Below are 3738 nucleotides of genomic sequence, written 5' to 3'. Positions count from 1 at the left end.
CCCCCCCCCCCCCCCCCCCCCCACGAGCGTGCGCCGCGGGCGCTACGCCAGCCCCGCCACCAGCTCGGCCAGGTCCTTGCGGCGGCCGGTGTAGAAGGGGATCTCCTCCCGGACGTGGAGGCGGGCGCGGGAGGCGCGCAGGTGGCGCATCAGGTCGACGATGCGGTGCAGCTCGTCGGCCTCGAAGGCCAGCAGCCACTCGTAGTCGCCCAGCGCGAAGGAGGCGACGGTGTTGGCCCTCACGTCCGGGTAGCCGCGCGCCATCTTCCCGTGCTCGGCCAGCATCTCGCGGCGCTCCTCGTCCGGCAGGACGTACCACTCGTAGGAGCGCACGAACGGGTAGACGCACACGTACGCGCGCGGCTCCTCGTCGGCGAGGAAGGCCGGGATGTGCGAGCGGTTGAACTCGGCGGGGCGGTGCAGCGCCATGTTGGACCACACCGGCTCCATCGCGCGGCCCAGCCTGGTGCGCCGGAAGAGGTTGTACGCCTCCTGGAGCGCGTCGGCGGTCTCCGCGTGCCACCAGATCATCACATCGGCGTCGGCGCGCAGCCCGGAGACGTCGTAGGTGCCGCGCACGGTGACGTCCTTGGCGGCGAGCTGGTCGAACAGCTCGCGGACCTCGTCGGCGTGGCCGGCGCGGTCCTCCGGCAGCGCCTCGCGCAGGCGGAAGACGGACCACAGGGTGTAGCGGATGACCTCGTTGAGGTCCTTGGCCTTCTTGCCCGCGTTGGGCGTCTTGCGGGGTTCAGCAGTCATGGGGTCATTCTCTCCCTGTGGGCGGGGCGGCCGGTGGCCGGGCTCTCGATCCGGAGTGGAGCACCGCCTCGGCGGCGGTGCGGGCGCTCGCGACACACGCCGGGATTCCCACCCCGTCGTACGCCGCCCCGCAGACGGCCAGGCCCGGCAGGGCGGCGAGATCACGGCGCACGCGGGCGACGCGCTCCAGGTGGCCGACGGGGTACTGCGGCAGCCCGCCGTTCCAGCGGGTGACGGTGGAGGCGGCGGGGCGGGCGGTGAGCCCGATCGCGGCCCCCAGGTCCCGCAGGGAGAGCTCCACCAGGTCGGCGTCGTCGCGGCCGAGCACCTCCTCCTCGCCGTAGCGGCCCAGGGAGGTGCGCAGGACGAACAGGTCCGGGTCCTGGGCGGCGTTCCAGTGCCACTTGTTGGCGGAGAAGGTGGAGGCCTTGATCACCCGGCCGTCGGCGGCGGGGACGAGGAAGCCCCGCCCCTCGGGTGTCCGTGCCAGGTCGCGGCGGCGGAAGGCCATGGTGACCAGGGCCATGGAGGCGTACTCGATCCGCTCCAGCTCGGCCGCGGCGGCCGGGGAGAGGCCGGCCAGCAGCCGTGCGGCGGCGGGGGCGGGTACGGCCAGGAGCACCGCGTCCGCTGCCAGCGGACGGCCCGCGGCGACCACCGTCCAGCCCTCGCCGGTGCGGCGCAGCCCGGTCACGGGGGTGTCGGCGCGGATGTCGGCGCCCGCGGCGCGGCAGGTGTCGGCGACGGCGGCGGGCAGCCGTCCCATCCCGCCCTCGATGCCCATGAAGACGGGCCCGTCCTGCCGGCTCGCCGCGGCGCGTTCCCGGACGCCGCGCACGGCGGCCAGCAGCGAGCGTTCCTCGCGGGCCTCCTCGAACAGGCCGGGCACGGAGGCGCGCATCGAGATCCGATAGGCGTCGCCTGCGTACACCCCGCCCAGCAACGGCTCCACGAGCCGGTCCACGACCTCGCGTCCGAGACGGGCGGCGACGTACTCGCCGACGGCCACGTCCTCCCCCACCTCGGTGCGCGGCAGGTCGGTGTCCTCGGCGGCGCGGGCCAGGCCGTCGGGCGAGACGATCCCGTCGAGGACGGCCGGGTCGGCGGGTACGCCCATGACGTGACCGGTGGGCATCGGGCGGACCTCGCCGCGGGTCCAGATCGCCGCGGTGCCCGTGGCGGGTGACTGGAGGGCGTCGCCGAGGCCGGCGGCGCGGGCGAGGTCGAGGCCCTCGGGGCGGCGGGCGAGCATCGACTCGGCGCCCAGGTCGACGGCGGCGTCCGCGATCCGGCCGGCGTACAGCTTGCCGCCGAGGCGGGAGGAGGACTCCAGGACGGTCACGCGCGCGCCGCCCTCCAGCAGGCGGTGGGCGGCGGCGAGCCCGGAGATGCCGCCGCCGATGACGATGACGTGCATGGCTCCACTCTCCCAGACCGCCGCCGGCCCCGGCGCGCCGCCCCGGCCGGGAAGGGCCCGGGCCGGAGAGGGGGCGGCCGCGGTGCTGCCGGCAGCGGCACTGGCGGTCACCGGCTGCGGCGCGACGGGGGACGGCGACCGCGCGGAGGGTCCCGGGACCGCCCCGGAGGAGCCGAAGGAACCGGAGGCCCCGGGGAAGGAGTGAGCGAACGCCGGTGGGGCGGGCCTCCTCGGAGGGAGGCCCGGCCCACCGGCGTCCCGCGGGGAGGGAGCCGGTCCTGGCCGGCTCAGCTCGCGGTCCGCCCGTGCACGTACTCCACCAGACGGGTGAGCACGTCGGGGTCGGTGTCGGGCAGTACGCCGTGGCCGAGGTTGAAGATGTGCCCCGGCAGGCCGCGGGCGGCGTCCAGCACGCGCCGCGCCTGGGTCTCGACGGCCTCGCGCGGCGCGAAGAGCACCGCCGGGTCGAGGTTGCCCTGGACGGCCTTGCCCGGGCCGATGCGGCGGGCGGCCTCGTCCAGCGGCACCCGCCAGTCCGCGCCGACGACGTCCGGGCCGGCCTCGGACATCGCACCCAGCAGCTCGCCGGTGCCGACACCGAAGTGGATGCGGGGGACGCCGTAGTGGGCGACGGCGTCGAAGACCCTGGCGGAGGCCGGCAGCACCGAGGCGCGGTAGTCGGCGGGGGCCAGGGCCCCCGCCCAGGAGTCGAAGAGCTGGACGGCGCTCGCGCCCGCCTCGATCTGCACCTTCAGAAAGGCGGTGGTGATGTCCGCGAGCCGGTCCAGCAGATCGGCCCACAGTTCCGGGTCACCGTACATCATCGCCTTGGTGTGCTCGTGGTTGCGGGACGGCCCGCCCTCCACGAGGTAGCTGGCGAGGGTGAAGGGGGCGCCGGCGAAGCCGATGAGCGGGGTGGGGCCCAGCTCGGCGGTGAGCATCCGGACGGCCTCGGTGACGTACTCCACGTCGCCCGGCTCCAGGGGGCGCAGCCGCTCCAGATCGGCGCGGGAGCGGACGGGCCGCTCGACGACGGGGCCCACCCCCGGCCTGATGTCGAGGTCGAGGCCGATGGCCTTGAGGGGTACGACGATGTCGCTGAAATAGATGGCCGCGTCCACCCCGTGCCGGCGGACGGGCTGGAGGGTGATCTCGGTGACGAGGTCGGGGCGCATGCAGGAGTCGAGCATCCCGATGCCCTCGCGCACCTTCCGGTACTCCGGCAGGGAGCGTCCGGCCTGCCGCATGAACCACACCGGGGTGTGCGGCACGGGCTCGCGGCGGCACGCCCGCAGGAAGGCGGAGTCGGCGACTGCGGGGTCGGCGGCCCCGGGGGCGGCGGAGCCCGCGGCGGAGGGGGTCTGGGCTGCGGTTCGGTCGTCGGCGGTCACAACCAGAAGTCTCGCACGTGTCCCTACCCGTCCGGGGCACCCGTTCCGCCTACGCTGCCGCCCATGGCAGCGGCGCGAGCACACCAGGCGGACGGTACGGCGGGTCCCGGCGGTGGGGAGGCGCCGCGGCCGTTCCGGCGGGCCGTGGCGGCCCTGGCGGAGGCGCGGCCG

At 75.8% G+C, this 3738-nt stretch carries 4 protein-coding genes; 1 reads left to right on the top strand and 3 read right to left on the bottom strand.

The genetic code is table 11. The annotated features are described in order from the left end of the window. Positions 1 to 42: 42 nt before the first annotated feature. Both hemQ and hemG read right to left on the bottom strand, forming a co-directional pair. Positions 43 to 759 carry a hydrogen peroxide-dependent heme synthase gene (gene hemQ / locus LJ221_RS22325; protein WP_206349996.1) on the bottom strand — a complete coding sequence of 239 codons (717 nt, stop codon included), beginning with the start codon at positions 757 to 759 and terminating at the stop codon, positions 43 to 45. 4 nt (positions 760 to 763) lie between these two features. Beyond that, positions 764 to 2176, bottom strand: coding sequence for a protoporphyrinogen oxidase (gene hemG, locus LJ221_RS22320; RefSeq protein ID WP_241718513.1), 1413 nt, complete (start codon positions 2174 to 2176; stop codon positions 764 to 766). Between hemG and LJ221_RS22315 the strand changes: the two genes are divergently transcribed. Then, entirely contained in the window at positions 2175 to 2381 is a 207-nt protein-coding gene (locus LJ221_RS22315; protein ID WP_241718512.1) for a hypothetical protein, read from the top strand. The two genes, hemG and LJ221_RS22315, sit on opposite strands and share 2 nt — an antisense overlap. An 82-nt stretch (positions 2382 to 2463) precedes the next feature. On the opposite strand, the gene hemE is transcribed toward LJ221_RS22315, so the two are convergent. Further along, positions 2464 to 3471, bottom strand: a complete 1008-nt coding sequence (hemE, locus tag LJ221_RS22310; RefSeq protein ID WP_241718516.1) for a uroporphyrinogen decarboxylase — start codon at positions 3469 to 3471, stop codon at positions 2464 to 2466. Positions 3472 to 3738 lie beyond the last annotated feature (267 nt).

Origin of the sequence: Streptomyces sp. CNQ085 (assembly GCF_022614595.1) — a bacterium.
GTDB lineage: Bacteria > Actinomycetota > Actinomycetes > Streptomycetales > Streptomycetaceae > Streptomyces.
The sequence above is the reverse complement of the archived record's forward strand: the minus strand, read 5'-3'. Positions and strand labels throughout refer to the sequence as shown.

Excerpts from the sequence above, each read along its gene's own strand:
- hemQ (WP_206349996.1), bottom strand. The coding sequence starts at position 759 with ATGACTGCTGAACCCCGCAAGACGCCCAACGCGGGCAAGAAGGCCAAG.
- LJ221_RS22315 (WP_241718512.1), top strand. The coding sequence starts at position 2,175 with ATGGCTCCACTCTCCCAGACCGCCGCCGGCCCCGGCGCGCCGCCCCGG.
- hemG (WP_241718513.1), bottom strand. The coding sequence starts at position 2,176 with ATGCACGTCATCGTCATCGGCGGCGGCATCTCCGGGCTCGCCGCCGCC.